This is a genomic window from Roseateles sp. P5_E4, assembly GCF_054049255.1.
In genome coordinates this window covers 226,726-251,451 of record NZ_JBFUMS010000002.1, presented here as the reverse complement: position 1 = coordinate 251,451, position 24,726 = coordinate 226,726, and the positions used below count along the sequence as shown (strand labels likewise).

Sequence of the window (24,726 nt, the reverse complement as noted above, 5' to 3'; positions counted from 1 at the left end):
AACAGGCCCATGCCTGAGAATGCCGAACACAGGAGGAGTGTGCGCAATGCTCACGATTTCGGGCTTCATCGGCTGGCTGCGCCGCCATCGCATCGCCTGCTTCGGCGTCATGGTGTTGAGCTTCGTCGCTTTCGGGCTGCTGACGCTGGATCTCGTGCGGCTGGTGAGTGCCAACGCGACCCTGCTGTCGGACTACGGCTGGCAAGGGCTGCAGGACGGCGGGCTGCGGCAACTGGCCGAGCTGATCGCCTCGACGCTGGCGGCGATGGCGGCCTGGCTGCTGTTCAAGGTCTGCGAGACGGTGCTCGTGCAGGCCTGGACGCGTTAGGCCTGAGCCAACGCATCCTGCAGCTGCCCACGCAGCCGGCGCAGCCGCTGCAGCTCCTGGTCGGGTGCCTGCAGGGCCGGCCACAGCAGCGCGACGAGATCGCGGGCGCTGGCCTCCACGTCGATCTGGCGGCCGGTGATGACCACCTCCCACAACATGTGCTCCATCGGCCCGAACACCAGCGAGCGCAGCAGGCGCAGCGGGATGTCGCGCCGCACCTCGCCGGCCTCCTGGCCGCGCGCCAGCAGCTCCATCAGCGGCGCGGTGTAGCGCCGCTGCAGCTCGACGAAGCCTTCGCCCAGGTCCTGGCCCTTGGTTCTGCCTTCCGACAGCACCAGCGCGCACAGCCCCGTGCCCTGGATCAGGAACAGGCGCAGATGCGTCAGCACGACGAACTCCAGCTGCTCGCGCACCGAAGCCTGGCGCGGCAGGCCGGCCTCGATGGCGGCGATGATCTCGTCGTACCAGTCCTGAATGACGCGCATGCACAGCTCGCGCTTGCCGCGGAAATAGGTGAAGACGGTGGCCTCCGAGATGGCCAGGCGCTGGGCGATCTCGGTCGTCGTCGCGCGCTCGTAGCCGCGCTCGGCGAACACCTCGCGGCCCACGCGCAGGATGTCGCGCACGCGCTGCTCGGCCTTGGGGCCTGCGGGGGATCTGCGCTGGGGCGTGACGGCGACGGTGGTCATCGAGGTCGCATTCTGCGCAATTCTTGAGTAACACTCAAGTCGGCATTGCATCCGTGTTCACCCTGGATTATTCTGGCGCCCCTCACGCGGCTCACGAGGCCGTCAATCAATAAGTTGAGCCCTGCTTAGTCATTGACTCGAGCATGGGCTTCGCGGAGACACCATGCCGGTCCTCAATACCCAGCTCAACCCCCGCTCGGCCGACTTCAAGGCCAATGCGGACGCGATGCGCGGCCTCATTGACGACCTGAACGCCAAGCTCGCCAAGATCGCCCAGGGCGGCGGCGACGCCGCGCGCGCCAAGCACACGGCCCGCGGCAAGCTGCTGCCGCGCGACCGCGTCGAGATGCTGCTCGACCCGGGCACGCCCTTCCTGGAACTGGCGCCGCTGGCGGGCCTGAACCTGTATGACAACGCGGCGCCCGGCGGCGGCGTGGTGGCTGGCATCGGCCGCGTGTCGGGCGTGGAATGCGTTGTCGTCTGCAATGACGCCACGGTGAAGGGCGGCACCTACTACCCCATCACCGTCAAGAAGCATCTGCGCGCCCAGGAGATCGCCCAGCAGAACCGCCTGCCCTGCATCTACCTGGTGGACAGCGGCGGCGCCAACCTGCCGAATCAAGACGAAGTGTTCCCCGACCGCGACCATTTCGGCCGGATCTTCTTCAACCAGGCCAACCTGAGCGCCGAAGGCATTCCGCAGATCGCCGTCGTCATGGGCTCGTGCACGGCCGGTGGCGCCTATGTGCCGGCGATGAGCGACGAGACCATCATCGTCAAGAACCAGGGCACCATCTTCCTGGGCGGCCCGCCGCTGGTGAAGGCGGCCACCGGCGAAGTGGTCACAGCTGAGGACCTGGGCGGTGGCGACGTGCACACGCGCCTTTCGGGCGTGGCCGACCACCTGGCCAACAACGACACGCATGCGCTGGCCATCGCACGGCAGTCCGTCGCACGGCTGAACTGGACCAAGGCGAGCCCACTGGCGATGCAGGAACCGAAGGCGCCGGCGCACGACCCCGCCGAGCTGCACGGCGTGATTCCCACCGACACGCGCAAGCCCTTCGACATCCGCGAGATCATTGCCCGCATCGTCGACGGCTCGGAGTTCGATGAGTTCAAGGCCCGCTACGGCGCGACGCTCGTCTGCGGCTTCGCCCACATCGAGGGCATGCCGGTCGGCATCGTCGCCAACAACGGCATCCTGTTCGCCGAGAGCGCCAACAAGGGCGCTCACTTCATCGAGCTGTGCTGCCAGCGCAAGATCCCGCTGATCTTCCTGCAGAACATCACCGGCTTCATGGTGGGCCGCAAGTACGAGAACGACGGCATCGCCCGCGCCGGCGCCAAGATGGTGACGGCCGTGGCCTGCGCCCAGGTGCCCAAGTTCACCGTCATCATTGGCGGCAGCTTCGGCGCCGGCAACTACGGCATGTGCGGCCGCGCCTACAGCCCGCGCTTCCTGTGGATGTGGCCCAACGCGCGCATCTCGGTGATGGGCGGCGAGCAGGCCGCCAGCGTGCTGTCCACCATCCGCCGCGACGCCATCGAAGCCAAGGGCGGCACCTGGAGCGCCGACGAGGAAGAAGCCTTCAAGGCGCCGCTGCGCCAGCAATACGAAGACCAGGGCCACCCGTACTACGCCTCCGCGCGGCTGTGGGACGACGGCGTCATCGACCCGGCCGACACGCGCCGCGCGCTGGCGCTGGGGCTGTCGGCGTCGCTGAATGCGCCCATCCCTGAGACGAAGTTCGGCGTGTTCCGGATGTGATGACCCCACGCCTGCGCTCCACGCTGACCTCGCTGCTGGTCAGCCTTACCGTTGCTGCCAACGCCGCCACGCAGGAAGACCTGCGGCGCGTGGACGCCGCGCTGCGCCATGCCGCGTCGCCGTGGTGCGGCCGTCTGGCTGAAATCGACGCGCAGGGCCAGCGCCGCTGCACCGTGTCCTTCGAGAGCGTGGGGCCGATCGGCGCAGGCAACGCGTTCGCGGTGTTCGACATGACCCGCATCTCCGATGAGTTGCTGGCCGTGCTGTCTGAGGACGAACTCGCCGCAGCGATGGGCCATGAGCTGGCGCACGTGGTGTTGGGTCACGGCATCTTCAGGATGCGCCGGCAGATCGCCAAAGCCCCAGACGAGGGGCACGCGATGATGCTGTCGCTCAGTGAACAGTTTGGTATCGAGCCCCACGCAGACACTCCTCAAGACCTGCGCGCCCAGGAGCTGGACGCCGACACGCTCGGCCTGGTCTTTGCCGGCTTGGCGGGGTACGACGTGCATCGCGGCGCGGCACTCTGGCGCACGGCCAGTCAACGCATTCCCGGCATGAAGTCGCATGGCGGGCCCACCCACCCCGACAACGCACGCCGACATGCCAACGCGGCCCAGGTGGCACGCAGCTTCTGCCGCGCGGCCGCCGCATCGCAGCCGCCCTGGCCCGCCACTGAACGGCTGCTGCCTCGCTACGAGCTGTCGCGCGATGAAGCCGCGCGTCAGCTCGATCCGGCCCTGCTCAGCCGCGCCTGCGGCAAGCCCAACCCAGCCCGAATGCTGAAGGGATGACGAGATGGTCACCATCCGCCCGCTGAGCAGCAATGACTGCATGCAAACGCTCACCACGCTGCTGCACCTGTCCTACGCCAGCCTCGCGGCCCAAGGCTGGAACTTCACCGCCGTTGACCAGAGCGTCGACGTGACGCGTGAACGCCTGGCCGGCGCCCAGGGCTTCGTCGCCGAACGGGACGGCCGCTTCGTCGGCACGGTCGCCGTGCGCGGCCCCAAGCCTGCCGGCGAGGCCTACATCGCCGACCCACCGCCGCCGCTGTACACGACGGCTGGCACGGCCATCCTGTCCCAGCTGGCCGTCCACCCGGACTGCCGTGGCCAGGGCATCGCCGAGCGATTGATGGATGCCGCCGAGGCCTGGGCCTGCGAACAAGGTTTCGCCCGGCTCGCGCTGGACACCGCCGAGCCCGCCGTCGCGCTACGCCGCCGCTACGAGCGCCGCGGCTATGCCACCGTCGGCGGCGTGCAGTGGCAGGGCAAGACGTATGGATCCGTGTTGATGTGCAAGCCGCTCCTGCGCCGCCTAAAATACACACATCACACAAACCTTATACACATCATGCGCACCAACATCGAAATCGATGACGAGTTGATGGCCGACGCCATGGCGGCCGGGCGCTTCAAGACCAAGCGTGAGGCTGTGGAAGCTGGGCTGGCTCTTGTGAAGCGGCAGGCTGCGTACCAAGAGATCCTCAAGCACGCGGGCAAGCTACCGTGGGGCTGGCCAGGCGACGAGCGCTTGCGCGGCCGGCCGAACTGGTCCCGCGTCGATGCCGAGGGCCGTGAACTGCCCGACGCGGAGCCGGCTGCGAGCGATACGTTGGAGCCGGCCCATGGTCGTCGTTGATACCGGCGTCTGGATCGACCTGTTCAACGGCAATCCCAGTCCGGCGAACGCACAACTCAGGACCTTGCTGGAGGAAGGCCGCACGCCGGTCGTCGCGCCAGACCTGGTGGTATTCGAGGTGCTGCGCGGCTTTCGCCACGAACGCCAGCATCGGATGGCCATGAAGCTGTTCGAGCAGATCCGCGTGCCCTCCGTCGTCGACGCCGCCGGCGCCGAACGCGCCGCCAGCCGCTACCGGCGCCTGCGCGAGATGGGCATCACCGTCCACAGCCCGATCGACGTGCTGCTGGCCTCGCACTGCATCGACGAAGACCTGCTGCTCCTCCAGCGCGACCGAGACTTCCTGCCCTTCGAACAACACTTCGGCCTGCGCCTGTTGCACCCTACCCACTGACGCGAGCCACATGCCCAGCCTGCACATCACCACCCACGGCCACGTCGCCCGCGTCACGCTGAACCGGCCCGAAGTCCGCAATGCGTTCAACGAAGGCCTGATCGCCGAGTTGACCGCTGCGTTCTCCGAGCTGGGCCAGCGCGCCGACCTGCGCACCATCGTCCTGGCCGCCGAGGGCAAGGCCTTCTGCGCCGGCGCCGACCTGAACTGGATGAAGGCCATGGCGGGCTACAGCTGGGACGAGAACCACGCCGACGCGACCAAGCTGGCCGACATGCTGTGGGCGATCTACTCGTGCCCGGTGCCGGTCATCGCGCGCGTGCAGGGCGACGTCTACGCCGGCGGCGTGGGCCTGGTCGCCTGTGCCGACATCGTCGTCGCGGTAGACGCGGCTGGCTTCTGCTTGTCGGAAGCCAAGCTGGGCCTGCTGCCGGCCACCATCGGCCCCTACGTCGTCAAGGCACTCGGTGAGCAGGCCTCGCGGCGCTACTTTGTGACGGCGGAGCGCTTCACCGCCGCCGAGGCAAAAGCGCTGGGCCTCGTGCACGAGGTCGTCGCAGCCGATGCGCTGGACGCCAAAGTGGACGAACTGGTCGCCGCCGTCACCGCCAACGGCCCCGCCGCCGCGCGCGCCTGCAAGCAGCTTGTCAAGGACGTGGCCAGCCGGGAGATCACGCCGGAACTGCGCGACAACACCGCGCGGCGCATCGCGGACATCCGCGCCAGCGATGAGGGGCGCGAGGGCGTGCAGAGCTTTCTGACCAAGAGCAAGCCGTCGTGGCTGACAAGCTGACCGTGACCATCCTCAACTACACCTTCAAGTTGGCGCCGCCTCCGGTGCCGACCCCTCCAGTCAAGCACCAGTATTCCTACTCGGAATTCCTGCTCGACCTGTCCGCTCAATGGCGCCAGATCCCGACCAAGGAAGACAACACGCTCAACTTCCATTCGGACGACGACGGCGCCGCGATCATCATTTCCGCGGACTTCTACGAGATCCCCGACGACAAGGTCCAGGCCCTGGCCGAGAAGTGCATCAGCAGCCGCATCGAAGCCCTGCAAATAGCCAGCCAAGGGTCGGTGCAGGTGTTGCAGCAGTCCATCAAGTCGCACTCCGGTGGCGTCGGACTGGAGATGTCCTTTGCTGCACACGCCGAGGGCGAATACGTGCACCTCTACCTGGGCTACGTGACCTCGCGCAAGATCCTGAACTTCTCCATGGTCTGCCAGCCTGGCAAACACGAGGCCGTGGCCTTGTTCAACGCGACGGTGCCGGGCTTCCGGCCGCGCCTGCCCTGACGCGACACCCCTCATGCCCCAGCTCGACGCCATCCAGTTGCTCGCCCTCGCCGCCGCCCTCGGCTGGGCCAGCGGCTTGCGCCTGTACCTGACCGTGCTGCTCGTCGGCATTGCCGGGCACTGGGGCTGGATCGCGCTGCCGCCCGGGCTGCAGGTGCTGGCGTCGCCGCTGGTGATGAGCTGCGCCGCGGCGCTGGCGCTCGTCGAGTTCCTGGCCGACAAGATTCCCCTCGTCGACAGCGCCTGGGACGCACTGCACACATTGATCCGCATACCCGCCGGCGCGGCGCTCGTCGCGGGCCTCGTCAGCGGGTGGGCTGGCGACCACGGCCAGGCCTGGGGTGTCGTTGCCGCGCTGTTCGGCGGTGGCCTCGCGGCTGTGGCGCACACGGCCAAGGCCAGCACGCGCGCGGCGGCCAACACATCGCCCGAGCCGTTCTCCAACATTGGCCTGTCGCTGATGGGCGATGTGGCCGTGCCGACCATGCTGTGGCTGGCCTGGGCGCACCCTTTCATCTTCTTCCCGCTGCTCGTCCTGGCCCTTGCCGTCATGGGCGCGCTGATCTGGCTGTGCTTCAAGTTCCTGCGCGCGCTGCTCAAGCGCGTGCGCCGCCCCTCTCCCGCATGACCTCTCCCTCCGATCTCGCCGCACGCAGCCGCGCCGCCGTCTGGCACCCCTGCACGCAGATGGCGCGCCTGGCCGACGTGCCGCCCCTGCCCATCGCCCGCGGCGATGGCCCCTGGCTGTTCGACACCGACGGCCGGCGCTATTTCGACGCCAACTCGTCCTGGTGGGTCAACCTGTTCGGCCATAGCGACAAGCCGCTTCACGACGCCATCAAGGCCCAGCTCGACACGCTGCCCCATGTGATGCTGGCCGGCTGCACGCACGAGCCCGCGGTGCGTCTGGCCGAGCGGCTGTCGGCGCGCACCGGTGGCGCGCTGGGCCATGCTTTCTTCGGCAGCGATGGCGCCAGTGCCGTCGAGATCGCGCTGAAGCAGAGCTTCCACTCATTCAAGAACCGCGGCCGGCCCGAGAAGCGCGAGTTTGTCTGCCTGAAGAACAGCTATCACGGCGAGACGCTGGGTGCGCTCAGCGTGACCGACGTGCAGGTCTTCCGCGACGCCTACGACCCGCTGCTGATGCGCGCCCACATCATCGCGTCGCCGGATGGGCGCCTGGGCAACGAGGCCGAGGCTTTGGAAGCCATGCGCGCGTTGCTGGCCGAGCGCCATGACCAGATCGCTGCCGTCATCGTCGAGCCGCTGATCCAGGGGGCGGCGGGCATGGTCATGTACGCGCCGGCCTATCTGAAGGGCCTGCGCGAGCTGACGCACGAGTTCGGCGTCCACCTGATCGCCGACGAGATCGCCGTCGGCTGCGGCCGCACCGGCACCTTCTTCGCGTGGGAGCAGACGGGCGCGGATTGGCCGGATTTCATCCTGCTCAGCAAAGGCATCACGGGCGGCACGCTGCCGCTGTCGCTGGTGCTGACCACCGACGACGTGTTCGCCGCGTTCTGGAGCGAGGACGTCACGCGCGGCTTCCTGCATTCGCATTCCTACACCGGCAACCCGTTGGCCTGCGCGGCGGCCAATGCGGTGCTGGACCGCTTCGACGCCGGCCAGCTCGACGACAACCGCGCCCAGGCCGAACGGCTGACCCGCGCTTTCGCGCCACTGGCCCCGCGCGTGACCCATTTGCGCCAACGCGGCATGATCCTGGCCTTCGATGTGCCGCAAGCGCCACCACGCTTCGCGGAAGCCTTCCACCTGAAGGCGCGCGAGCACGAACTGCTGATCCGCCCGATCGGCAACACCGTCTACCTGATGCCCCCCTACCTGATCGACGACGCGACCGCGGCCTTTTTGGCCCAGGCCGTGACGGCGACCTTGAACGATGTCCTTGCTTGATCACCTCCAGGCCAAGCTCCACGCGATTGCCGCGCAGAGCCTGACCCGCACGCTGCGCCGCGCCGACAACGGCACCGCGCCCCGCCAGACCATCAACGGCCGCGAGCTGCTGATGTTCTGCTCCAACGACTACCTCGGCCTGGCCGCCGAGCCAGCGATTGCCGAGGCGATTGCCGAAGGCGCTCGCCTGTGGGGCGGCGGCTCGGGCGCTTCGCCGCTGGTCAGCGGCCACAGCGCCGCGCACGAGGCCGTGACCGACACGCTGGCACGCTGGTATGCACCGCACATCCCGCAGGCGCGAGCCATCGGCTTCTGCACGGGCTATATGGCCAACCTGGCCGTTGTGACAGCCCTGGGCGACGAGCACACCGAGATCTTCTCGGAGCAGCTGAATCACGCCTCGCTGATCGACGCCGCGCGGCTGGCCAAGGCCCACGTCACACGCTATGGCCACGCCGACGTGGCCGGCCTGCGCGCGCTGCTGGCGGCCAGCACCGCCAAGGTCAAGCTCATCGTCACCGACGCCGTGTTCAGCATGGACGGCGACCTCGCGCCGCTGCCGGCGCTGCTGGCCCTCGCCAACGAGTTCGACGCCTGGCTCATCGTCGACGATGCCCACGGCTTTGGCGTGCTGGGCGAAAAGGGCCGCGGCTCGCTGGAGCACTTCGGGTTGCACAGCGAACGCCTGATCCTCGTCGGCACACTGGGCAAGGCCGCCGGCCTCGCCGGCGCCTTCGTCGCGGCCCACGCCACCATCGTCGACTACCTGCTGCAGGCCGCGCGCAACTTCATCTTCTCGACCGCCTCCCCGCCGGCCGTAGAACATGCGCTGCTGACCAGCTTCGAGTTGATTGAAGGGCCGCTCGGTGCCGCCCGCCGTGCCAACCTCGTCGCGCTGCAAGCCCAGTTGCGCGACGGCCTGCTGGCGCTGATCGACCAGCACCCGCGCCTGGGCTGGTCGCTGACCGATTCGGCCACGCCCATCCAGCCGCTGATCGTCGGCGGCAATGCCGAGGTCATGGCCCTGGCCGCTGCACTGGAGAGCGCCGGCCTGCGCGTGCCCGGCATCCGCCCGCCCACCGTCGCCGCGGGCATCGCGCGGCTGCGCATCACGCTGTGCGGCACGCACACCGCTGCCGACGTGGACGCGCTGCTGACTGCGCTGCAGCGCGCCGCGACGGCTCAGGAGCAGGCCGCATGACCGCCTTGAGAAGAGGTTTCTTCATCACCGGCACCGACACCGAGATCGGCAAGACCGCCGTCACGGCCGGCCTGGCCCACGCCTTCGCGCAGACCGGCCGGCGCGTCGCCGCGCTCAAGCCCATCTCGGCCGGGCAGGACTTCATCGGCGGCCACTGGCTCAACGACGACGTCGAGCGCCTGCGCGCCGCCGGCAACCTGGACCTCACATCGGCCGAAGTCGGCGCGCTGCAGCTGCGCACCGCCTGCGCACCCCATATCGCCGCCCGCATCGAGAACGAGGCCATCGCCCGCGAACCCGTGCTGCACGCGCTGCGCACGGTCGCCTTCCGCGCGGACGTCGCCCTCGTCGAAGGCGTGGGCGGTTTTCGCGTGCCGCTCAACGACGAGTGGGACACCGCCGACCTGGCCGCTGACCTGGGCCTGCCCGTCATCCTGGTCGTCGGCCTGCGCCTGGGCTGCATCAACCACGCGCTGCTGACAGCCGAGGCCGTGCGCGCCCGCGGCCTGACGCTGGCCGCCTGGGTGGCCAACACCGTGGATGAGCGTCAGCCTCACGTCACCGACAATCTGCAAGCTCTGCAGCGCGGCCTTGCCGCCCCCTGCCTCGGCCATGTGCCGCGCCTGGCCCACGCCGACCACGCCACGATGGCACGCCATCTGTCGCTCGAACCTCTGCTCGAACACCTCCCAGCATGAACCAGATCCAGACCCTCACCCCCACCACCGACGCCGACCGCCGCCAGGCCAAGCCCTGGACCGTGAGCGAGATCGCCGCGCTGTTCGAGCTGCCCTTCAACGACCTGCTGTTCCGCGCCCAGCAAGTGCACCGCGAGCATTTCGATGCCAACGCGGTGCAGCTGTCCACGCTGCTGTCCATCAAGACGGGCGGCTGCGAGGAGGACTGCGCCTACTGCCCGCAGTCGGCCCACTTCGACACCGGCCTGAAGGCCGAGAAGCTGATCCCCCTCGAAGAAGTGATGGAAGCCGCCCGCGCCGCCAAGCAGAACGGCGCGACGCGCTTCTGCATGGGCGCCGCCTGGCGCAGCCCCAAGCCGCGCCACCTGGACGCCATCGGCGAGATGATTGCTGAGGTCAAGGCCCTGGGCCTGGAGACCTGCCTGACGGCCGGCATGCTGGAAGACGGCCAGGCCGAGCAGCTGAAAAGCGCCGGCCTCGACTACTACAACCACAACCTCGACACCGCGCCAGAGTTCTACGGCCAGATCATCACGACGCGCACCTACCAGGACCGTCTGGACACACTGGAGCGTGTGCGCCAGCAGGGGCTCAAGGTCTGCTCCGGCGGCATCGTCGGCATGGGCGAGACGCGCCGCCAGCGCGCCGGCCTCATCGCGCAGTTGGCCAACCTCGACCCCTACCCCGAGAGCGTGCCCATCAACAACCTCGTGCAGGTCGAAGGCACACCGCTGGCCGGCACCGCGCCGCTGGACCCGCTGGAGTTCATCCGCACCATCGCCGTCGCCCGCATCACGATGCCGCGCGCCATGGTGCGCCTGTCGGCTGGCCGCGAAGACATGCCGGAGACCATGCAGGCGCTGTGCTTCCTCGCCGGTGCCAACTCGATGTTCTACGGCGACAAGCTGCTGACCACCAGCAACCCGCAGGCCGAGAAGGACCGCGCGCTGCTGGAGCGGCTGGGCATGCGTTGCTCGACCGAGGCCGAGCTGACGCCGTCCGAGGCGGCGGCCAAGGTCGAGGTGTGCCGGGCGCACTGAGCCTGACACCTCGCTAACGCGCCGAAGCGACCACACGTCCAAGGCGCACCCGATCCCGAATCCACAAGAAGACGGCTGAGGAGACGAAAGAGATGTTCAAGAAGATTCTGATTGCGAACCGCGGCGAGATCGCTTGCCGGGTTGCAGCGACTGCACGCCGACTCGGCATCCAGACCGTCGCCGTCTACTCCGACGCCGACGCCCAGGCCCAGCATGTGCAGGCCTGCGACGAGGCCATCCGCATCGGCGGCCCCGCACCGCGCGACTCCTATCTGCAGTGGCAACGCATCCTCGAAGCCGCCAAGGCCACGGGCGCCCAAGCGGTGCACCCCGGCTATGGCTTCCTCAGCGAGAACGAAGCCTTTGCCCAGGCCTGCGCCGATGCGGGCCTCGTCTTCATCGGCCCGCCGCCCAGCGCCATCCTCGCGATGGGGCTGAAGGCCGAGTCCAAGCGCTTGATGGAAGCCGCCAGCGTGCCGCTGGTGCCGGGCTACCACGGCGCCGACCAGGACCCCGTGCTGCTCAAGCGCGAAGCCAGCCGCATCGGTTACCCGGTGCTCATCAAGGCCAGCGCCGGCGGCGGCGGCAAGGGCATGCGCGCGGTCTACAACGCCGACGAATTCGACGCGGCGCTCGCCTCCTGCAAGCGCGAGGCCATCAACAGCTTCGGCGACGACGCGGTGCTGATCGAGCGCTATGTGCAAAAGCCCCGCCACATCGAGATCCAGGTCTTCGGCGACTCGCACGGCGACTGCGTCTATCTGTTCGAGCGCGACTGCTCCGTGCAGCGCCGCCACCAGAAGGTGCTGGAGGAAGCGCCTGCACCTGGCATGACGGAGGAACGGCGGGCGCAGATGGGTGAGGCCGCCGTGGCCGCCGCCAAGGCGGTGGGCTATGTCGGCGCCGGCACGGTGGAGTTCATCGCCGAGCAGGACGGCCGCTTCTATTTCATGGAGATGAACACGCGGCTGCAGGTCGAGCACCCGGTGACGGAAGCGATCACGGGCCAGGACTTGGTCGAGTGGCAACTGCGCGTGGCTTCGGGCGAGCCGCTGCCGCTCAAGCAATCGGAACTGCGCATGCATGGTCACGCCATCGAGGCGCGCATCTGTGCCGAGAACCCGGACGCCGGTTTCCTGCCCGCCACGGGCAGGCTGGACGTGGCGCGCTGGCCCGGGCACGTGGCGTTCCAGCGAGGCAATGTCCGCATCGACGCTGGCGTGCGCGAAGGCGATGCGATCAGCCCGTTCTACGACTCGATGATCGCCAAGCTCATCGTCTGGGGCGAGGACCGCGCGCAAGCGCTGGCCCGCCTGGACCTGGCGCTGCGCGACACGCACATCGTCGGCCTGCAGACCAACGTCGCCTTCCTGCGCCGCTGCGCGGCCACGGCGTCGTTCGCGGGCGCCGATCTCGACACCGGCCTCATCGAGCGTGAACGCGCCGTGCTGTTCGACCAGCCCGGGCTGCCGCTGATGGTGGCAGCAGCCGGCGTTGTCGCGCACACGCTGGCCGTCGAAGCCACTCGGCAGACCACCGACCCGTGGAGCGCCCGCGATGGCTGGCGCATGTTCGGCTCCGCCACGCGTCGCTTCGACCTGGAAGCGGGCGGCACGCACCACGAAGTGCTGCTGTCCCGCCACCACCGCGGCGACATGACGCTGACGGTCGAGAGCGAAGCCATCGAGTTCGCGGTTCAGTCCGCCGACACCGAGACACATGAACTCTTCCTCGGCGCCGATCGCCTCCGCGTGAAGACCTATGCCCAGGGCGAACGCGTCGCCGTCTTCGCCGCGAACGGTTCCGCCGTGCTGACCGAGGTCGACCTCATCGCCCACGCGGGGGACTCGCCCAGCGAAGGCGGCCGCCTCACGGCACCCATGCCCGGCAAACTGATCGCCTTCCTCGCCCAAGCCGGCGACACCGTCACCAAGGGCCAACCGCTGGCCGTCATGGAGGCGATGAAGATGGAGCACACCATCTCGTCACCCCGCGACGGCAGAGTGGCGGAGCTGCTTTTCGCCGTCGGTGATCAGGTCGGCGATGGCGCCGAACTCCTCAAGCTGGACACTTGAACCATGGCCCTCCCCACCCACGTCAAGATCCTCGACGTCGGCCCGCGCGACGGGTTGCAGAACGAGAAGGAAAACGTCTCGACCGAGCACAAGGCGCGGCTCGTCGCGATGCTGCAGGACGCCGGTTTGAAGGAGATCGAAGTCACCAGCTTCGTCAGCCCGAAGTGGGTGCCGCAGATGGGCGACAACGCCGCCGTCATGGCGGCCATCGAGCGCCGCACCGGTGTGCGCTACTCGGTGCTCGTGCCCAATACCAAGGGTCTGGAGCCCGCGCTGGCGACGAAGCCCGACGAGATCCTCGTCTTCACGGCCGCGAGCGAAGCCTTCACGCAGAAGAACATCAACTGCTCCATCGCCGAGAGCCTGGAGCGCTTTGCGCCGGTCATAGCAGGCGCACACGCCGCCGGCATCAAGGTGCGCGCAGCGCTGTCCTGTTCGCTGGGTTGCCCGTATGAAGGCGAGATCACCGCCGACCAGGTCGAGGCTGTCGTGAAGCCGCTGCGCGAGCTGGGCGTGGACGCGATCGACATCGCCGACACCATCGGCGTCGGCACGCCGCGCAAAGTGCAGGCGGCCATGGAGCGGGCGCTGAAGCACTTCCCGCTCGCCGAAGTGTCGGGGCACTTCCACGACACCTATGGCCAGGCGCTGAGCAATGTCTACGCGAGCATGGAACTGGGGCTCCACAGCTTCCACGCCAGCGTGGCCGGCCTGGGCGGCTGCCCCTATGCCAAGGGCGCGACCGGCAATGTCGCCACCGAGGACGTGGTGTTCCTGCTCAATGGTCTCGGCATTGAAACCGGCATCGACCTCGACAAGCTCGTGGACGCCGGCGCCTATATCTCCAACGTGCTGGGCCGCCCGCCGGTGTCGCGCGTGGCGCGCGCCGTGCTCGCGAAACGAGCGAGTTAAGCCCGCCGCGCCTTGCGGCGTCAGCCCAGCCGGTCCAGCGCGTTCTCGATCTGACCGCGCTCGTGGTCACCCAGGCCGCGCCCGGCGCGGCGCACGCGCTCAACGAGACCGGCATCGACCGGCTTGGCCTGGCCCAGCTTCTCGGCCACGCGCAGCAACACCTGCAGGCGCTCGAAGCCGCCTTCCATGCTCTCGGCGCTGGCCAGCACGCGCTCCAGGCCTGCGGCCGCCAGCTTGGGCCGGTCCAGCAGGCGGTTCAAGGCCTCGCGCCGTTCGAAGCCGCCCGAGATGCCGCCGGCTGCACGGGCATAGGCGTCGACCAGCTCGGCCTCGTCGCCCTGCATGCGTTGCGCCACGGCGCCGAGGGCCTCGCGCTTCTCGAAATCACTCTGGATGCGCGCCGCCGCCTGCACGGCGGCCGCGAGCACGGCGGGTTGGGGCGTCGCCGACACCTGGTTGTCGATGGCCGTGCGCAGTTCGAAGTCGCCGCCGATACGGCCCAGCGCCTCGGTCCAGGCCGCGAGCACGGCAGGCCTGTCGAGCAGCTTGGGCGCCAGCGCCCCCAGGGCCTCACGGCGCTCGAAGTCGCTGTCGATGCCGGCCACGGCGGCCAGCCAGGCCAGCTGCTGGGGTTCGGTCAGCGGCTGGCGGGCAATGGCGCTCAAGGCCTCGCGACGCTCGAAGGCGCCTTGCAGGGTCGTGGAGGCGGTGATCAGGCGGTCCAACGCCACCGCGGGCAGCGGCGCGTCGAGTTGCAGCGCGGCCTCGATGCGGCGGCGGCGCTGGAAATCCTCCCGGGCATGCTCGATGTCGGTGAGCACCGCATCGACACCGCCCTTGGCGAACAGCTTGCGGGCACGCACCTGAGGGTCGGTCAGGTCCTCGGCCAGGCGCTGCACGGCCTTGGCCCACCACTGGCGACCGGCCTGGTCCAAAGGCAGGCTCTCGTTGCCGACCCGGTACTCACGCTCGATGCGGCCCTCGCCCATGGACTTCAGCACCATTTCGCGCGTCAGCCCGCCCTCGCGCTCCTTCACGGTCAGGGTGCCCGTCAGCGTCTGCACTTCATCCTCGGCGTCGTTGAACACCGCCTTGCCGTCCAGCGTCACGGAGAAGCTGCCGCCGGGATAGCGGCTGTAGATGCGCGTGCCGCGCACCGAGAAGGACATGCCGTCGCTCAGGCCACCAAGGTCGAAGCGATCCAGAAGACTGCGTCCATCGGTGTGGCTGACGACGACCGCCGGCAGCGCGACCAGGGCGACCACCATGGCGCCCACCAGTCCCAGGCGCAGGCCGCGGCGCTCGCGCGGAGCGTCCTCACCCTCGACCTCGGCCTTGAGCAGGCGGCGCACACGGGCGAACAAGGGCGAGCCCGCGCTGGCGGCACCGCAGGCCAGGGCCGGGCCGTGGCCGCCTCCCTGGGCCTTCAGCGCCTCGGCGCAGCGCAGCAGGCTTTGCGCCAGGGCCAGGCGCTGGCCAGTCGGTGCGGCGGCCGCGGCATCGCAGGCCAGCTCGGCCAGCAGGTCCAGGCGCTGCAGCGCGACGCGGTTCAGCACCTGCGGCCACAGCAGCGTCTTCATGACGGCGGCGAGCAGGCGCCAGGCGGGGTCGCGGCGGCGCAGATGAGCCAGTTCATGGCCGAGCACGGCACGTGCCTCGTCGTCCGGCAGGTCCAGGCACCAGGCCGGCAGGCAGAGCACTCGGCCCGGCGCCAGCAGCGGGCTGGCCCAGTTGGCGCGTGCATGGCGCAATGAGGGCAGGGGCAGGCGCATGTCGGCAGCGAGGCGCACGGCCAGGGTTCGCCAACGCGCGTCAGCCAACTCGGGCAGGCAGCGCACGGTGCGGCGCAGCCAGGCCCACTGCAGGGCCAGGCCCAGCAGCATCAACACGGCACCCGCCAGCCACAGCGCCATGAAGCCGATGGCGACGTCATGGGCCTGCGGCGCCAGCGGCGTCGTGATGGGCGAGGCGCCGAGCTGGGCGCTGGGGCGCGCGGCGGCGGGCGCCTCGACGACGATGAGCCGAACATCGGCGGGCACCGGCGCGGCCTCCTGCACGACGACGGCGGGCCGCACGACATCGGCCGGCGCCGCCTGCGGCAACGTGGGCAGCAGCGGCAGGCTGGCGCTGACGAGGCCGCCCAGCAAGGCCAGGCGCCACAGCGTCTCCTGCGTCGACAGGGCCAGGCGGGCCAGCACGCCGGCGCGCTCGGCCGCCCACAGCGCGCCGATCAACAGGCTGCTGTGCAGCAGGTAGCTGCACAGCCAGGTCAGCAGCACATCGGTCATCGCGTCTCTCCCTTGCGTTGTTTCAGCAGCGCCTGCAGCTCGGCCAGCTCTTTGGCATCAACGCCGCGTGCGTCCAGCAGATGGCTGACGAGGGCGCTGGCACGACCGGCGAACAGGCTGTCGACCAGGCTGCCCACCATGGAGCGCTGCACGTCGGCCTGCGTTACGAGGGGCTGATAGAGCAGCGCACGGCCTTCGCGGCGGCTGCTGAGCAGGCCGCGCTTTTCCAGGCGCGTCAGCAGCGTCGCCACCGTCGTGTGCGCGAGATCGCGCTCGCCGCGCAGCGCTTCCGCCACATCGGCCGTACTGGCCTCGCCGCGCGCCCAAAGCACGCGCATCAGGCTGAGCTGCAGCTCGCTCAGCGACACGTCCCCACTGCCGGTGTCCTCATCCATCACGATCTTCTACAGTTGTCGTACTACAAATGTAGAAGACCGCCGTGAAGCCAGCAAGTGTCTTTCGGCAGGGGGTCAGACAGGCGGGTTGCGCAGCCGCTGGCTGAACCACCACAGATGGCCGTCGGGGTCGAGGCAGCCATAGCTGCGGTCGGTCCAGTACTCCGCACCGTAGTCGTTGTCGGTCAGCTCGTAGGTCACGTTGGCGCCGGCCGCGCGGGCCTGGGCGCAATGTGCATCGACGTCGTCGACATAGAGGAACAGCGTCTGTGTGTTGACGCCGTCGACGGCCTTGGGGGAGCGCCCCGCCACGCCAAAGCGCGCCTCGCGCTCGGCGCTGCCCTCGGCCACCATGACGATGGCTTCGCCATAGCGGATCTCGCTGTGCATGACGCTGCCGTCCGGCGCGTCGACGACGATCTCGACCTCGAAACCGAAGGCTTGGCAATACCAGGCGACGGCTTCGCGGGCGTTCTCGCAGTACAGGGCCGACGACAGGCGCGGCCAGCCGGGTGGGGTGGGTTTGGCGAAACCAAGGGTTTTCATCGCGGTCTTACTGAAGCCGGGGTGCGGTTCAATCCTCGCACCCCGACTGACGCGCCACCACCACCATGAACCGACTTGCCGCCTTCGTGCTCAGCTTCCTCGCCCTGCTCAGCGCCCTGCCCGTCCGCGCCCAGGAAGCACCCGCCTACGACGCCGCCAAGGCGCAGGCCTGGGGTGCCAACGACCAGGGTCTGCGCAGCTACACCTTCGTGCTGCTGAAGACCGGACCGAAGCGCATGCCCGACGGCCCGGCGCGCGACGAAATGTTCAAGGGCCACTTTGCCAACATGACCCGCCTGGCCAAGGAAGGCCTGCTCGTCTACGCAGGCCCCTTCGACGGCGTAGACGGCTGGCGCGGCCTCTTCATCTTCGCGACGTCCGACATGGACGTCGCCCGCAAGGCCGTGGAGACCGACCCCGTCATCGCCAGCGGCGAGATGGTGGCCGAGCTGCACAAGCACTTTGGCTCGGCAGCGCTGCTGGCCGTGAACGAGTGGCATCCGAAGCTGATCAAGCCCAAGCCGTGAGGGCATTCAGCGCGCCGCTTTGGCCGGCACGGCGCCGCAGGCCGCACTCGGCACCAGTTCGGGCGCGAGCAGCAGGGCCGCCGCGGGCGAAGTGCACATGTCGGCCAGCGTGGCCATGAAGGCATTCGCCTGCGCGGCACTGACCCGCTTGCGCACGAGGCCGATGCGGTAGGTGTCCGTGTGGGCGACACCCGCCTCCCGCAGCCCCGTCAGGTGCGAGCGGTCTGCCAGATGCCAGGCCACGTCGCGGTTGATCAGGGCGACGCCGTCTTCGCCGTAACGACCGGCCAGCAGCTTGCGCAGCACCGTCGTGTTGTCGGGCTCGACGACCATGGTGTTGGGGTTGGCGGCGACGATGTCCTGGAGCACGGTCGCCGTCCCGGACGGCCCGAACACACCGATGATCCTCTGGGTGCCCAGGCTGGCCGGATCACGGTAGAAGAAGTCCTGCTCGACGCGTGTGAAGAAGACCATCTGGACCCCGACGACGGGCTGGCTCAGGTGGTAGATCTGGCGGCGCTGCGGGGTGTCCAGCAGGGGGAAGATGCCCTCGGCCTCGCCGCGCTCGACAGCGGCCTGGGCGCGACGCCAAGGCAGGACTTCGACCGAGCATTTCCAGCCCAGGCGTGCACAACCCTCCATCACCAGCCGAACGAACGGGCCGCGGGCCTGCTGCCCCTCTCGCTCGACGTAGGGCGGAAAGTCCTGGCTCAAAAAGCGCAGCGTGACCTCCGCGGCGGCCGCCGGCCCGGCCATCGCCACCGCGATCGCCAGCAGCAGCCGCGGGGAGATCGGTCTCACGGCTCGCGCCGCAGCACCTTCTCCACCGGGTTCGGCCTCAACCTGAACGCGTCCGGCATGCCAGAGCCCAGCAGCGGGCGCAGGTAGAGGCGGAAGGCGTCGGTCACGTCGGTGCCGCTCTCGGTGATGAACTCGTCTTCCATCGTGCGCGTCTTGCCGGCGACGGCGGTGAGGGGCAACAGTTCGTAGTCCACCGCGTAGTAGCCGACGCGCTTGATGGCGACCGAACCGTCGCGGTCGCCGTGGAAGGCGTACTGCACGGCCTTCTCGCCGACCTCGCGGGCCTCGCGTTGGTCCACGTCGGACACGCAGCCCAGGAAGCTGCGCTGCAGATAGCCGAAGGTGTCGCCGCGCACGCGCTTGATGCCGAGCTTGGTCTTGATCTCCTCGCAGAGCAGGTCGGCCAGCGCGCCGGTGCCGCTGAGCTGCACATTGCCGTGGGCGTCGCGCTCCAGGTCACCGGCCAGCTTGGACAGCATCGGCGTGCCGCTGGCGTCGTGGATGCCCTCGCTGACGGCGATGACGCAGCGGCCGAAGCGCTCGTAGGTGGCCTTCACGTCGCGCAGGAACTGCTCGGTGTCGAAGTGGCGCTCGGGCAGGTAGATGAGGTGGGGGCCGTCGTCCTCGAACTTCTTGCCCAGCGCTGCGGCGGCCGTCAGGAAGCCGGCGTGGCGGCCCATGACGACGCCGACATAGACGCCCGGCAGGGCCGCGTTGTCGAGGTTGGCGCCGGCAAAGGCCTGGGCCACGAAGCGTGCCGCGGAGGCATAGCCCGGCGTGTGGTCGTTGCCCACCAGGTCGTTGTCGATGGTCTTGGGGATGTGGATGCAGCGCAGCGGGTAGCCGGCCGCCTGCGCCTCTTCCGAGACGATGCGCACGGTGTCCGATGAGTCGTTGCCGCCGATGTAGAAGAAGTGCGTGATGCCATGCGCCTGCAGCACCGTGAAGATCTCGCGGCAGTAGGCGGCATCGGGCTTGTCGCGCGTGGAGCCCAGCGCCGAGGCCGGCGTGTTGGCCACCAGCTCGAGGTTGTGGCTGGTCTCCTGGGTCAGGTCGACGAAGTCCTCGTTGACGATGCCCCGCACGCCATGGCGGGCGCCGTAAACCTTGCCCACACCGGCCTGACGCCGCGCTTCGAGCACGACACCGACGAGGCTCTGGTTGATGACGGCGGTGGGACCGCCGCCCTGGGCGACGAGGATCTTGGCGAGACTCATGAACGCTCCTGGCTGTCGTCAATCGACGGCGCGGAGTTTAGGGGTCTCTGAGGTATTCCGGGCCGAGCGCTGGGCCGCTCCCGAGCCGGCCCGCCTGGCGATGTGCTTGCGGCTCAATGCCGCAAGCGTCGCCGTCCCCTCGGGGGCTGAGACCGGACACATGGCGCCCAGTGGGCGGCATGTGCCTGTCGAAGAGCTGCGGCGCAAGACGCGGCGCGGTCTGCAAGACCGACTCGGCCTGCCGCGTTCAGCAGGCAAGACCCGGCGAGGGGCCTACCGGCCCATCCAGGTTTCAAGTTGGTCCGCGGGCATGGGTCTGGCGAACAGCCAGCCTTGACCCTCATGGCAGCCCAGGCCGATCAGGTACTGGCGCTGCTCCTCGGTCTCGATGCCCTCGGCGATGACAGTCAGGCCCAGGCCACGACCGAGGTTGATGACCATCTGGGCGATCGTCGAGCCGGCGGACGAGGCCTGCGCCTCCTGCACGAAGGCGCGGTCGATCTTGAGGCGGTCCACCTGCAGCTGGCGCAGCTGGCTCAGCGACGAGAAGCCGGTGCCGAAGTCGTCGATGGCGACGCTGAAGCCGAGCTGCTTGATGTCGGCCAGCACACGCAGCACGAGGTCGGCGTCTTCCATGGCCATGGACTCGGTGATTTCGAGCTCGATGTTCTGGCCGGCGACGCCGCAGTCCTGCAGCGCGCGGCCCAGCATGTCGATGAAGCCGGGGTGGCGGAACTGCGCCATGGACACGTTGACGGCCATGCGGAAGTCGCCATGGCCCAGGGCCTGCATCTTCTTCAGCTGGGCGCAGGAGGTGCGCATGACGAACTCGCCGATGGGAATGATGAGGCCGCTCTGCTCGGCCAGCGGAATGAACTGGTCGGGCGGGATGAAACGACCATCCAGCGTCTTCCAGCGCAGCAGGGCCTCGGCACCGACGATGCGGCTGCTGCTCAGCTCGACCTGGGGCTGGTAGACGACGAAGAGCTGGCTTTCCTCGAAGCCGGTCCGCAGGCCCTTGAGCAGCTTGAAGCGCTCGCGCGCGTCGCTGCCCATGGCGGCAGAGAAGTACTGAGATGAGCCGCGCTGCTGCTGCTTGGCGCGCTTGAGCGCGATCTGGGCATCGAGCAGCAGTTCGGAGCCGACGGCCTTGGATTCACCCAGGCGCACGAGGCCCGTGGTGGCGGACAGCTGCAGGCGCTCGCCGGCAACGATGAAGGGGTCGGCGAAGACGCTGTTCACGGTCTCGGGGCAGACCTTGGCATGCTCGCCGAGCACGCCAAAGGTGTCGGCGCCGACGCGGGCCATCGCAGTGTTCAGGCCCAGCGTCTCGCTCATGCGGTGCACGACGGCCTGCAGCACCTGGTCGCCGAAGTGGTGGCCAAAGGCGTCGTTGATGTCGGAGAAATCGTCGATGTCGATCAGCGCGAGCGTGACACCGGACGGATCCTTCAGGTTCTTGTCGAGCAGCTCGACGAAACGGTTGCGGTTGGGCAGGCGCAGCAGCGGGTCGTTGTAGGCCTGGTCCAGCAGCTGGCTGTACAGCACCACGTTCTCGAAACCGACCGAGATGTTGGAGCAGAAGGCGCGCAGCAGCTGCTGGTCGAGCTCGTCGAGCTCGCGGCCGACATCCACGAGCGCCGCCATCGCACGGCCCTTGCCCATGCCGAAATAGAGGACCGTGCCGTCGTCGTAGAGGTTGCGCTCCTGCTGCAGGCAGCGCTCCAGGCGGTCCCGCACGGTAGCGATCTTGACCTGGGCCAGCGGCCGGTCGATGAGGCCGCTGTACTGGCCGGCGGCCGCGACGATGCGGACTTCGTCGCCGGTTTCGCCGCTGACCTGAGCACAGACCAAGCCCTCGGGCAGGATACCGAGCAGGGCGCAGAGCTGGGTGACGACGCCTTCGGCAAAGCGCGAGAGGCCCCGCATGCGCGAGAGGGACGTGCTGCTCTCGACGATCATCTCCAGGCCGCGGCGGTTGGCTTCCAGCGCGCAGATCTGGCGGTAGGAGCGCACCGCGGCGGTCAGCACCGTGTACAGCCGCGTGCGGGTCAGCTCCGACTTGGTCTTGTAGTCATTGATGTCATAGGCCTGCACCGTCTCGATTTCGGGCGCGTAGCCAGGCTGGCCGGTGCGCAGCACGATGCGCACGGCGTTCAGACACAGCTCGTCGCGGATGTGGCGCACCAGTTGCAGGCCGGCATCTTCGCTCTCCATGACGACGTCGAGCAGCACGACGGCGAGGTCGTCCTCGCTGGCCAGCAACTGGCGGGCCTGGGCGGCGGAGGAGGCGTGCAGGAAGACGAGGGGCTGGCCTTCGACGGTCAGGCCCTGCATGGCCAGTTCGGTGGCCTTGTGGACGTCACCGTCGTCGTCAACGATGAGAATGCGCCAGGGCCGGTCTTTCGGGCGATGCTCGCCTTCAGCGTGCTCGGGGTCGTCGAGCAGCTCGAGCAGGTCGTCGTCAACGGCGGGCGTTTCTTGCATGGGGGCGAGGGCTCCGGGGCTGGGGCATCACGGCGCGGCCGCGGCTCCTACTCGTCAAGTAGCCGCAAGCGTACGGCATCCTCGGCCTTGTAGTCACGAAAAGCAGGGGCAAAAGTCCTGCGAATCGCCTCAACGTTTTGCGGGTTTGCCCGGACGCGGCGCGCTGTTACGACTTGCGCCGGTCACGCGCGGCGGCAGGCCAGTGTGCTGGGTCAAGAGCTGGCCCTTGCGCGGCGTGGCCGGCTTCATCGGCGCCGCACTTGCTGGTTTGGCCGCCGGCGTGACGCCGGTCGAGTTCTTGCGCCGCGCGCTTTCGTAGCTGCCGTCGGTGATGGGCTGGTAGGTCGGAATCAGGTGATGCTTGCCATTGCCGATCAGGTCCGCACGGCCCATGGCCTTGAGCGCCTCGCGCAGCAGCGGCCAGTTGTTGGCGTCGTGATAGCGCAGGAAGGCCTTGTGCAGGCGGCGGCGGCGCTCGCCGCGCACGATGTCCACGCTCTCGCCGCGCGTCTCGTCACGGCTGATGCCCTTGAGCGGGTTCTTGCCCGAGTGGTACATCGCCGTCGCCGTGGCCATCGGGCTGGGATAGAAGGTCTGCACCTGGTCGGCGCGGAAGCCGTTCTTCTTCAGCCAGACGGCGAGGTTCATCATGTCCTCGTCACTGGTGCCGGGGTGGGCGGCGATGAAGTAAGGGATCAGGTACTGCTTCTTGCCGGCCGCCGCACTCGCCGCCTCGAACATCTGCTTGAAGCGGTCGTAGCTGCCGATGCCCGGCTTCATCATCTTGGACAGCGGGCCGTTCTCGGTGTGCTCGGGCGCGATCTTCAGGTAGCCACCGACGTGATGCGTGACCAGCTCCTTCACGTACTCAGGCGATTGCACGGCCAGGTCGTAGCGCAGGCCTGAGCCGATCAGGATCTTCTTGACGCCCGGCAGCGCACGCGCGCGGCGGTACATCTTGATCAGCGGGTCGTGGCTGGTGTTCAGGTTCGGGCAGATGCCCGGGTAGACGCAGCTGGGCTTGCGGCAGGCGGCCTCGATCTCGGGGCTCTTGCAGCCGATGCGGTACATGTTGGCCGTCGGGCCGCCCAGGTCGGACACGATGCCGGTGAAGCCCTTGACCTTGTCGCGCATCTCCTCGATCTCACGGATCACGGAGTCTTCCGAGCGGCTCTGGATGATGCGGCCCTCGTGCTCGGTGATGGAGCAGAAGGTGCAGCCGCCGAAGCAGCCGCGCATGATGTTCACGCTGAAGCGGATCATTTCCCAGGCCGGGATCTTGGTCGCGCCGTCGTGGCCGCCCTTCTCGTCCGCATAGCTCGGGTGCGGGCTGCGCGCGTATGGCAGGTCGAAGACGTGGTCCATCTCCGGCGTCGTCAGCGGGATGGGCGGCGGGTTGATCCACAGGTCGCGCTCGCCGTGGCGCTGCACGAGGGCACGGGCGTTGCCAGGGTTGGTCTCCAGGTGCAGCACGCGGTTGGCGTGGGCGTAGAGCACCGGGTCGCTCTTGACCTTCTCGTAGGCCGGCAGGCGCACCACCGTGTGGTCGCGCGGCGGCATGGTGATGCGGCCGGTCTTGTGGATGGTGATGGGCTTCGCCCCATCGGGCGCGTCGTTGGACGCGCAGGCCTTGTTCTCTTCGACGATCTGGTAGGGGCTGATCAGCTCGTCAATGCGGCCGGGACGGTCCACCTCGGTCGAGTCCAGCTCGAACCAGCCTTCGGCCGTCGGGTCGTCATCGCGGCGCATGAAGGCGGTGCCGCGCACATCGGTCAGGCTCTCGATGGGCTCGCGGCGCGCCAGGCGGTGGGCGATCTCGATGATGGCGCGCTCGGCGTTGCCATAGACCAGCAGGTCGGCCTTGCTGTCCACGAGGACGGAGCGGCGCACCTTGTCCTGCCAGTAGTCGTAGTGCGCGATGCGGCGCAGCGAGGCCTCGATGCCGCCGATGACGATGGGCACGTCCTTGAAGGCTTCCTGGCAGCGTTGGGTGTAGACCAGGGTCGCGCGATCGGGGCGCTTGCCGCCCTCGCCTCCGGGCGTGTAGGCGTCGTCGCTGCGGATTTTTCGATCAGCCGTGTAACGGTTGATCATGGAATCCATGTTGCCGGCGGCCACGCCAAAGAACAGGTTGGGCTTGCCCAGGGCCTTGAAGGCGTCGGCGCTGCTCCAGTCCGGCTGGGCAATGATGCCGACGCGAAAGCCCTGCGCCTCCAGCGTGCGGCCGATCACGGCCATGCCGAAGCTGGCGTGGTCGACGTAGGCGTCGCCGGTGACGATGATGATGTCGCAGGAATCCCAGCCGAGCTGCTCCATCTCCGCCCGGCTCATGGGCAGGAAGGGTGCGGGGCCGAAACGCTTGGCCCAGAACGGGCGGTAAGCGGTCAGGGCCTTCGGGGCAGTGACGGGCAAGGCGGACATAAGAGGTGGATTGTCGACGGCGGACCCAGAAAGCACAAAGCCCGCGCAGGGCGCGGGCTTGACTCAACGGCCAAAGCCG

23 protein-coding genes are annotated in these 24,726 nt (G+C 68.6%); 15 read left to right on the top strand and 8 right to left on the bottom strand.

Translation table 11 applies throughout. From position 1 onward, the window contains the following. Positions 1 to 46: 46 nt before the first annotated feature. Positions 47 to 328, top strand: a complete 282-nt coding sequence (locus ACXJLH_RS03930) for a hypothetical protein (RefSeq protein WP_457442567.1) — start codon at positions 47 to 49, stop codon at positions 326 to 328. On the opposite strand, the gene ACXJLH_RS03925 is transcribed toward ACXJLH_RS03930, so the two are convergent. Further along, a complete protein-coding gene (locus ACXJLH_RS03925) occupies positions 325 to 1,017 on the bottom strand; it encodes a TetR/AcrR family transcriptional regulator (protein ID WP_457320116.1) in 693 nt (230 codons plus the stop codon). The two genes, ACXJLH_RS03930 and ACXJLH_RS03925, sit on opposite strands and share 4 nt — an antisense overlap. Before the next feature lie 163 nt (positions 1,018 to 1,180). Between ACXJLH_RS03925 and ACXJLH_RS03920 the strand changes: the two genes are divergently transcribed. The 13 genes from ACXJLH_RS03920 to ACXJLH_RS03860 all read left to right on the top strand — a co-directional run bounded on the left by ACXJLH_RS03920 (position 1,181) and on the right by ACXJLH_RS03860 (position 13,965). Beyond that, a complete protein-coding gene (locus tag ACXJLH_RS03920; RefSeq protein ID WP_457442566.1) occupies positions 1,181 to 2,788 on the top strand; it encodes a carboxyl transferase domain-containing protein in 1,608 nt (535 codons plus the stop codon). Then, complete coding sequence (locus ACXJLH_RS03915) at positions 2,788 to 3,582, top strand: M48 family metalloprotease (RefSeq protein ID WP_457352543.1); 795 nt, start codon at positions 2,788 to 2,790, stop codon at positions 3,580 to 3,582. Before ACXJLH_RS03920 ends, ACXJLH_RS03915 begins: the two co-directional genes overlap by 1 nt. 40 nt (positions 3,583 to 3,622) lie before the next feature. Next, a complete protein-coding gene (locus tag ACXJLH_RS03910; RefSeq protein ID WP_457442565.1) occupies positions 3,623 to 4,432 on the top strand; it encodes a GNAT family N-acetyltransferase in 810 nt (269 codons plus the stop codon). Then, on the top strand, positions 4,419 to 4,826 hold the full coding sequence (vapC, locus tag ACXJLH_RS03905; protein WP_057298180.1) for a type II toxin-antitoxin system VapC family toxin: 408 nt from the start codon (positions 4,419 to 4,421) through the stop codon (positions 4,824 to 4,826). The genes ACXJLH_RS03910 and vapC overlap by 14 nt, the downstream gene beginning before the upstream one ends. 10 nt (positions 4,827 to 4,836) lie before the next feature. Next, positions 4,837 to 5,619, top strand: a complete 783-nt coding sequence (locus tag ACXJLH_RS03900; RefSeq protein ID WP_457442564.1) for an enoyl-CoA hydratase/isomerase family protein — start codon at positions 4,837 to 4,839, stop codon at positions 5,617 to 5,619. Beyond that, positions 5,604 to 6,125, top strand: a complete 522-nt coding sequence (locus ACXJLH_RS03895) for a hypothetical protein (protein ID WP_457442563.1) — start codon at positions 5,604 to 5,606, stop codon at positions 6,123 to 6,125. The genes ACXJLH_RS03900 and ACXJLH_RS03895 overlap by 16 nt, the downstream gene beginning before the upstream one ends. Before the next feature lie 13 nt (positions 6,126 to 6,138). Further along, a complete protein-coding gene (locus ACXJLH_RS03890) occupies positions 6,139 to 6,753 on the top strand; it encodes a DUF4126 domain-containing protein (RefSeq protein ID WP_457442562.1) in 615 nt (204 codons plus the stop codon). Further along, on the top strand, positions 6,750 to 8,039 hold the full coding sequence (gene bioA, locus ACXJLH_RS03885; protein ID WP_457442561.1) for an adenosylmethionine--8-amino-7-oxononanoate transaminase: 1,290 nt from the start codon (positions 6,750 to 6,752) through the stop codon (positions 8,037 to 8,039). The genes ACXJLH_RS03890 and bioA overlap by 4 nt, the downstream gene beginning before the upstream one ends. Continuing rightward, positions 8,026 to 9,240 carry an 8-amino-7-oxononanoate synthase gene (locus tag ACXJLH_RS03880; protein ID WP_457442560.1) on the top strand — a complete coding sequence of 405 codons (1,215 nt, stop codon included), beginning with the start codon at positions 8,026 to 8,028 and terminating at the stop codon, positions 9,238 to 9,240. Before bioA ends, ACXJLH_RS03880 begins: the two co-directional genes overlap by 14 nt. Continuing rightward, positions 9,237 to 9,938: a dethiobiotin synthase gene (gene bioD / locus ACXJLH_RS03875; RefSeq protein WP_457442559.1), complete on the top strand. Its 702-nt coding sequence runs from the start codon at positions 9,237 to 9,239 to the stop codon at positions 9,936 to 9,938. Before ACXJLH_RS03880 ends, bioD begins: the two co-directional genes overlap by 4 nt. Continuing rightward, positions 9,935 to 10,978, top strand: a complete 1,044-nt coding sequence (gene bioB / locus ACXJLH_RS03870) for a biotin synthase BioB (protein WP_457442558.1) — start codon at positions 9,935 to 9,937, stop codon at positions 10,976 to 10,978. Before bioD ends, bioB begins: the two co-directional genes overlap by 4 nt. Positions 10,979 to 11,070: 92 nt before the next feature. Further along, entirely contained in the window at positions 11,071 to 13,053 is a 1,983-nt protein-coding gene (locus ACXJLH_RS03865; protein WP_457442557.1) for an ATP-binding protein, read from the top strand. 3 nt (positions 13,054 to 13,056) lie between these two features. Then, complete coding sequence (locus tag ACXJLH_RS03860; RefSeq protein WP_457442556.1) at positions 13,057 to 13,965, top strand: hydroxymethylglutaryl-CoA lyase; 909 nt, start codon at positions 13,057 to 13,059, stop codon at positions 13,963 to 13,965. 20 nt (positions 13,966 to 13,985) lie between these two features. Here the strand turns inward: ACXJLH_RS03860 and ACXJLH_RS03855 are convergent, their stop codons facing one another. The 3 genes from ACXJLH_RS03855 to ACXJLH_RS03845 form a co-directional block, all read right to left on the bottom strand. Next, a complete protein-coding gene (locus tag ACXJLH_RS03855; protein WP_457442555.1) occupies positions 13,986 to 16,253 on the bottom strand; it encodes a M56 family metallopeptidase in 2,268 nt (755 codons plus the stop codon). Then, positions 16,250 to 16,648 (bottom strand): BlaI/MecI/CopY family transcriptional regulator, encoded by a 399-nt coding sequence (locus tag ACXJLH_RS03850; RefSeq protein ID WP_457442554.1) that lies wholly within the window; start codon positions 16,646 to 16,648, stop codon positions 16,250 to 16,252. The genes ACXJLH_RS03855 and ACXJLH_RS03850 overlap by 4 nt, the downstream gene beginning before the upstream one ends. A 75-nt stretch (positions 16,649 to 16,723) precedes the next feature. Beyond that, on the bottom strand, positions 16,724 to 17,194 hold the full coding sequence (locus ACXJLH_RS03845; protein ID WP_056205131.1) for a VOC family protein: 471 nt from the start codon (positions 17,192 to 17,194) through the stop codon (positions 16,724 to 16,726). A 65-nt stretch (positions 17,195 to 17,259) separates the two neighbouring features. Here ACXJLH_RS03845 and ACXJLH_RS03840 point away from each other — a divergent pair, with 65 nt between their 5' ends. After that, complete coding sequence (locus ACXJLH_RS03840) at positions 17,260 to 17,721, top strand: YciI family protein (protein WP_457442553.1); 462 nt, start codon at positions 17,260 to 17,262, stop codon at positions 17,719 to 17,721. A gap of 6 nt (positions 17,722 to 17,727) precedes the next feature. Here the strand turns inward: ACXJLH_RS03840 and ACXJLH_RS03835 are convergent, their stop codons facing one another. The 4 genes from ACXJLH_RS03835 to ACXJLH_RS03820 form a co-directional block, all read right to left on the bottom strand. Next, positions 17,728 to 18,522 carry a substrate-binding periplasmic protein gene (locus ACXJLH_RS03835; protein ID WP_457442552.1) on the bottom strand — a complete coding sequence of 265 codons (795 nt, stop codon included), beginning with the start codon at positions 18,520 to 18,522 and terminating at the stop codon, positions 17,728 to 17,730. Then, positions 18,519 to 19,739 (bottom strand): 6-phosphofructokinase, encoded by a 1,221-nt coding sequence (locus tag ACXJLH_RS03830; protein ID WP_457442551.1) that lies wholly within the window; start codon positions 19,737 to 19,739, stop codon positions 18,519 to 18,521. Before ACXJLH_RS03830 ends, ACXJLH_RS03835 begins: the two co-directional genes overlap by 4 nt. Positions 19,740 to 20,012: 273 nt before the next feature. Beyond that, a complete protein-coding gene (locus ACXJLH_RS03825) occupies positions 20,013 to 22,226 on the bottom strand; it encodes a putative bifunctional diguanylate cyclase/phosphodiesterase (protein ID WP_457442550.1) in 2,214 nt (737 codons plus the stop codon). Positions 22,227 to 22,355: 129 nt separating this feature from the next. Next, positions 22,356 to 24,647, bottom strand: coding sequence for a YgiQ family radical SAM protein (locus tag ACXJLH_RS03820; RefSeq protein ID WP_457442549.1), 2,292 nt, complete (start codon positions 24,645 to 24,647; stop codon positions 22,356 to 22,358). Between the last annotated feature and the right edge of the window lie 79 nt (positions 24,648 to 24,726).

What these genes read in the sequence shown, in the direction of transcription:
- ACXJLH_RS03865 (WP_457442557.1), top strand. Translation starts at nt 11,071, where the DNA reads ATGTTCAAGAAGATTCTGATTGCGAACCGCGGCGAGATCGCTTGCCGG.
- ACXJLH_RS03845 (WP_056205131.1), bottom strand. Translation starts at nt 17,194, where the DNA reads ATGAAAACCCTTGGTTTCGCCAAACCCACCCCACCCGGCTGGCCGCGC.
- ACXJLH_RS03830 (WP_457442551.1), bottom strand. Translation starts at nt 19,739, where the DNA reads ATGAGTCTCGCCAAGATCCTCGTCGCCCAGGGCGGCGGTCCCACCGCC.
- ACXJLH_RS03825 (WP_457442550.1), bottom strand. Translation starts at nt 22,226, where the DNA reads ATGCAAGAAACGCCCGCCGTTGACGACGACCTGCTCGAGCTGCTCGAC.
- ACXJLH_RS03915 (WP_457352543.1), top strand. Translation starts at nt 2,788, where the DNA reads ATGACCCCACGCCTGCGCTCCACGCTGACCTCGCTGCTGGTCAGCCTT.
- bioD (WP_457442559.1), top strand. Translation starts at nt 9,237, where the DNA reads ATGACCGCCTTGAGAAGAGGTTTCTTCATCACCGGCACCGACACCGAG.
- ACXJLH_RS03920 (WP_457442566.1), top strand. Translation starts at nt 1,181, where the DNA reads ATGCCGGTCCTCAATACCCAGCTCAACCCCCGCTCGGCCGACTTCAAG.
- bioA (WP_457442561.1), top strand. Translation starts at nt 6,750, where the DNA reads ATGACCTCTCCCTCCGATCTCGCCGCACGCAGCCGCGCCGCCGTCTGG.
- ACXJLH_RS03900 (WP_457442564.1), top strand. Translation starts at nt 4,837, where the DNA reads ATGCCCAGCCTGCACATCACCACCCACGGCCACGTCGCCCGCGTCACG.
- ACXJLH_RS03860 (WP_457442556.1), top strand. Translation starts at nt 13,057, where the DNA reads ATGGCCCTCCCCACCCACGTCAAGATCCTCGACGTCGGCCCGCGCGAC.
- ACXJLH_RS03850 (WP_457442554.1), bottom strand. Translation starts at nt 16,648, where the DNA reads ATGGATGAGGACACCGGCAGTGGGGACGTGTCGCTGAGCGAGCTGCAG.
- ACXJLH_RS03880 (WP_457442560.1), top strand. Translation starts at nt 8,026, where the DNA reads ATGTCCTTGCTTGATCACCTCCAGGCCAAGCTCCACGCGATTGCCGCG.
- ACXJLH_RS03855 (WP_457442555.1), bottom strand. Translation starts at nt 16,253, where the DNA reads ATGACCGATGTGCTGCTGACCTGGCTGTGCAGCTACCTGCTGCACAGC.
- ACXJLH_RS03925 (WP_457320116.1), bottom strand. Translation starts at nt 1,017, where the DNA reads ATGACCACCGTCGCCGTCACGCCCCAGCGCAGATCCCCCGCAGGCCCC.
- ACXJLH_RS03840 (WP_457442553.1), top strand. Translation starts at nt 17,260, where the DNA reads ATGAACCGACTTGCCGCCTTCGTGCTCAGCTTCCTCGCCCTGCTCAGC.
- ACXJLH_RS03930 (WP_457442567.1), top strand. Translation starts at nt 47, where the DNA reads ATGCTCACGATTTCGGGCTTCATCGGCTGGCTGCGCCGCCATCGCATC.
- ACXJLH_RS03890 (WP_457442562.1), top strand. Translation starts at nt 6,139, where the DNA reads ATGCCCCAGCTCGACGCCATCCAGTTGCTCGCCCTCGCCGCCGCCCTC.
- vapC (WP_057298180.1), top strand. Translation starts at nt 4,419, where the DNA reads ATGGTCGTCGTTGATACCGGCGTCTGGATCGACCTGTTCAACGGCAAT.
- ACXJLH_RS03910 (WP_457442565.1), top strand. Translation starts at nt 3,623, where the DNA reads ATGCAAACGCTCACCACGCTGCTGCACCTGTCCTACGCCAGCCTCGCG.
- bioB (WP_457442558.1), top strand. Translation starts at nt 9,935, where the DNA reads ATGAACCAGATCCAGACCCTCACCCCCACCACCGACGCCGACCGCCGC.
- ACXJLH_RS03820 (WP_457442549.1), bottom strand. Translation starts at nt 24,647, where the DNA reads ATGTCCGCCTTGCCCGTCACTGCCCCGAAGGCCCTGACCGCTTACCGC.